Below are 4,141 nucleotides of genomic sequence, written 5' to 3'. Positions count from 1 at the left end.
ATGTTTATACTATAAACGTTGATCTTTCTGGAAGTTTAGACGAAAATGATCTTCATCATTATATACCCCAAATTCATATCCTTGCTCTTTATAAAATTTAATAATTTCAGGAAGAGCTTGTAATGTTTGTGCCTTTTCATGCATTAAAACAACTTCTACTTCTTCTGTTGTCTGTTTCTTTACATTTTCGATAATCTGAGTTGGATTATCTTTTAATTTCCAATCATTTGAATCAATTGTCCAATCCCAAACTTTCATTCCAGCTTCTACAATTTGATTACGAATTTCCTCACCCTTTAATCCTGGTGCAGATCCATATGGTGGACGGACTAGTTTAGGAGTTGTACCCGTAATATTATGTATAAGATCTAACGTTTCTTTCATCTCTGGTACAAATTGTCCTTTTTTGTATAACTTATCACTATTATGTGTCATACTATGTGCACCAATATAATGTCCTTCTTTTACTGCTCGTTTTACATTTTCCTGAAAACCTGTATTTTGTAAATTGCTACCTTGCATAAAAAATGTCGAAGCAACATTTTGCTCTTTTAGTACATCTAAAAATTTCCCAGTCAATTCGCTAGGACCGTCATCAAATGTTAAATAAACAACTTTTCCTACTGGCTTTCCATCAGGTCTTTTTTGTTTTGCCGGTGCTGTTTCCTTTTTCTTTTCTTGTTGCGTATTAACTTGTTTCATACTTTCCTTAGCTACTCCCTTCGCTGGGGTAGAGTTCCAGTTCCATTCCCCAATTAAAAAGAATGTGAAAAAGGTCGTTGCCAAAACAACTCCTAGAGATATTATTACCTTAGTTAATACACTTGTTTTTTTCTTATTTTGTGATTCTTTCATTATTTTTCGATCCTTCCCTCTTGATTTTCATATTAATTATTTATAAGGCTGAGCCTTTCCTCGACTGAATCATTAGTTTCAACCGGTATTTACAATAAATAGATTAATAGAGAAAGATAAAGACAAAATGCAGATAATGTCGAAATCAGTTAAAGAATAACGTATTGTATTCACTCTTTAGAAAAGTATTTGTCCCTCTAATACCATTAAGGTAATTCATAAATTTGAAAGCTGGGTATACACCAAAAATAAAAAATACTACTCTTTCTGATTAAAATTTAGAAAGAACAGTATTTTTCTATTTGTCCCTTTTATTACATAATAAAATAATTAATAATGCCATCCACAATACCCTTTTTCGATTTTGTTTGGAATTCTTCTGAATTCATTCTTTTTTCATCACTCGCATTAGATGTAAACCCTAGCTCAATTAAAATTGCCGGGGAAGGATTTTCTCTTAAGACAAGAAAATCACTTCCATGAATGCCTCTATCGTGATTATCTATATTTTGATCAAAAATAGCTTCTTGTACGATTTTAGCTAACTTTTTATCTTTTCTTTTATTAGCCCCATAATGAGTTGTTATTCCATTTACACTTGTATCCTTAAAAGCATCATGATGAATGCTAATATAAAGATCCGCCGAATGGTCTTTAACTACTTTGACACGCGCTTGTAATTCTTCCTTTTGCTTTGTTTCTGGAAGTAAGCTAGTATCCTTTTCACGTGTCAATATAACTTTTGCATCCGTTCTTTCTTCTAATTCTTTTTTTATATTTTGAGCTACTTTTAAATTAAGATCTTTTTCAATCGTTCCAAATTTCTTTCCTTTCGTCCCTCTATCTCCACCACCATGCCCTGGATCAATTACAATTATTTTTCCTCTTAAGCGTAAATCCTCTTTTGATACATTTTTATATCCCTTAGCATGTATGAAACTAACGCCAGTGCCCATTATTAATATAATAAATAAAAGCAATGTCACTCTTTTTTTCATTTTAACAATCTCCTTATCAGCTTTTCATTCAGTTTCTAATGAAAATAGTAATGAATGCTAATAAAGATAAAGTGCAGATAATGTCGATTTTGTTTAAAAATGACTAAACTCCAATTTCTCTATATTAAAATTAAGAAATTGGAGTTTAGTCATTTAACAATAGTTTTTTATTTAAAATAGATAACTAATTAATAATCCTGCTGATAATAAGAAACCAAAAATCGTATTTGTCATCGCTGTTGATTTCATCGCGATGCGCATATACCCGGGATCCTTTGCTCCTTTTTGGAAGCTTTGAATAGCAGAGATTGGCTTTTTCAAACCTAGGAGCATAACTAATGCCCAAGGGCTTATATAACCCATCAACACAATTACGGCAATCCATAAATAAGCAATTAAAAAAGCTACAGCTAGTGTTACCACTGCTTTTTCTCTCCCAAGGAGGATTACCAACGTCTTTCTTCCACCTTTAATATCTTCTTCGATATCTCGGATGTTATTCGACATGTTGATTGCACCTACTAAAATTCCAATTGGAATGGAAATCAATATACTTTCAATCGTTATAGTATTCGTTTGAATAAAGAAAGCAATGAGTACAAAACATGTCCCCATTAACAATCCAGAAACTAATTCTCCAAATGGAGTGTACGCAATTGGTAATGGACCACCTGTATATAAATAGCCAACCGCCATCCCAATTAAACCAATGACGACTAACCACCAGCTGCTATTCATACAAATATAAATTCCAATAAATGCTGCTACTACATACAATAAAAGCGCAACTGTTAAAACATTTTTTGGTTTCAATCCATGACGGACAATTCCACCACCGATGCCAACAGAATCAGCGGTATCTAATCCACGTTTGAAATCATAGTACTCATTAAATAAATTCGTTGCTATTTGCAATGCTAAACATGCAACCATCATCGCAATAAATAAAAGCCAATGAATTTCGGCAACATAAAGTGATGCCACTGTCCCTAAAATTACAGGAGAAAACGTCGCCGTTAATGTATGTGGGCGCGTCATCTTCCATATTAATTTAGCGGAACTAATTTCTTTTTCATTCCCCATAACTCTGTTCAATCTCCCTACATTTTAAGTATAAATTACTAGCAGTATCTTTCTATCTATTTCCTGCTTCACATCTATTATATCAAAAAAAGAATTGGCGATAGAACTTTAATGCTCTTGCTTGTCCCCTTATCACTCTTGAATTAAGTTTTTCAAAAGAAAGTCCGTTGCTCACATTCGAACAACGGACCTTCTTTATATCAACCAATTTAAAACATCCTCAGCAATCTCTTCTGGTCTATCCCAATGCATTAAATGCCCTGTATCTTTATAAAGCTTAGTCGTAATATCAATATGCTTCTTAAATTCCGCAATCTGCAATTCTCTTATTTTCAAATAATTATCGGGAAGATCACAATACAATAATAAAATATCGCTTTTAATTTTATGAGATTTCAATGTTTTATACACCGTATATTGAAACTTAATTACCCCTCTAGCGGTATCGCCAGTAGCATGCCATTTTACTTTACTATCTTCTTCTCGCATTAAGTCATAAACCGCACGTTCTATTAATGGTGACCACCTGCTGTAAGCCAGTTTTTCTGATTGGAAGAATGCTTCTTTGCTATCAAAAATATATTCATCAAAATCTTTTTCATAATGGTTGATTTCTTCTTCTAATGATCGCGGTGGACACTCTCCTTCTTTCGCATCTTTATATAACTTCGCAAAATAATCTGCATTCATTTCACCATGATGATAACCACCATCTAACAAAACCATTTTATTCACTTTTTCTGGACGTTCTGCCGCAAAGTGAAGTGCAACGCTTGCTCCCCATGAATGTGCTACTATATGAAATGTTTCTTTTCCTATCTGCTCAAGTAATGCTACTACCCAATTTGTTAAATGGGATGCACCGTAATCTTCATCCTTCTCAAAATTTGGTGTTTTCCCATGTCCAGGTAGATCAAACGATACAATATGATATTTATCTTTTAAAAATTCCGCTATTTCTATAAAACTTAATTTTGTACTTCCTAAACCATGAAAACAAATGATTTGAGGATTACTTTTATCCCCCCATTCACAAACACTTGCTTGATATTCGCCAAATTCTACAAAAAAGTGATTCATTTTTAATCTCCTCTAATTATTAGATGTAAATTAGTTCGAATACGAAATTGTTTTTTCAGAATAAATAAATTCGACAAAATTATCCAAATTTCTTTTTCGTAAATGATTTTTATAGAATGCGAGAG

General features: G+C 32.7%; 4 protein-coding genes. All 4 read right to left on the bottom strand.

Annotated elements, in window-relative coordinates:
- Positions 1-9 precede the first annotated feature (9 nt).
- The 4 genes from ACFWDE_RS30075 to ACFWDE_RS30060 all read right to left on the bottom strand — a co-directional run bounded on the left by ACFWDE_RS30075 (position 10) and on the right by ACFWDE_RS30060 (position 4,016).
- Entirely contained in the window at positions 10-855 is an 846-nt protein-coding gene (locus tag ACFWDE_RS30075; protein WP_377896342.1) for a polysaccharide deacetylase family protein, read from the bottom strand.
- A 314-nt stretch (positions 856-1,169) separates the two neighbouring features.
- Positions 1,170-1,853, bottom strand: a complete 684-nt coding sequence (locus tag ACFWDE_RS30070) for an N-acetylmuramoyl-L-alanine amidase family protein (RefSeq protein ID WP_377896341.1) — start codon at positions 1,851-1,853, stop codon at positions 1,170-1,172.
- 171 nt (positions 1,854-2,024) lie between these two features.
- Positions 2,025-2,936: a 1,4-dihydroxy-2-naphthoate polyprenyltransferase gene (gene menA / locus ACFWDE_RS30065; protein ID WP_377896340.1), complete on the bottom strand. Its 912-nt coding sequence runs from the start codon at positions 2,934-2,936 to the stop codon at positions 2,025-2,027.
- Between the two features lie 195 nt (positions 2,937-3,131).
- Positions 3,132-4,016: an alpha/beta fold hydrolase gene (locus tag ACFWDE_RS30060; RefSeq protein WP_377896339.1), complete on the bottom strand. Its 885-nt coding sequence runs from the start codon at positions 4,014-4,016 to the stop codon at positions 3,132-3,134.
- Positions 4,017-4,141: the final 125 nt, after the last annotated feature.

The organism is Bacillus sp. NPDC060175, from assembly GCF_042728695.1.
Classification (GTDB): Bacteria; Bacillota; Bacilli; order Bacillales; family Bacillaceae_G; genus Bacillus_A.
The sequence above is the reverse complement of the archived record's forward strand: the minus strand, read 5'-3'. Positions and strand labels throughout refer to the sequence as shown.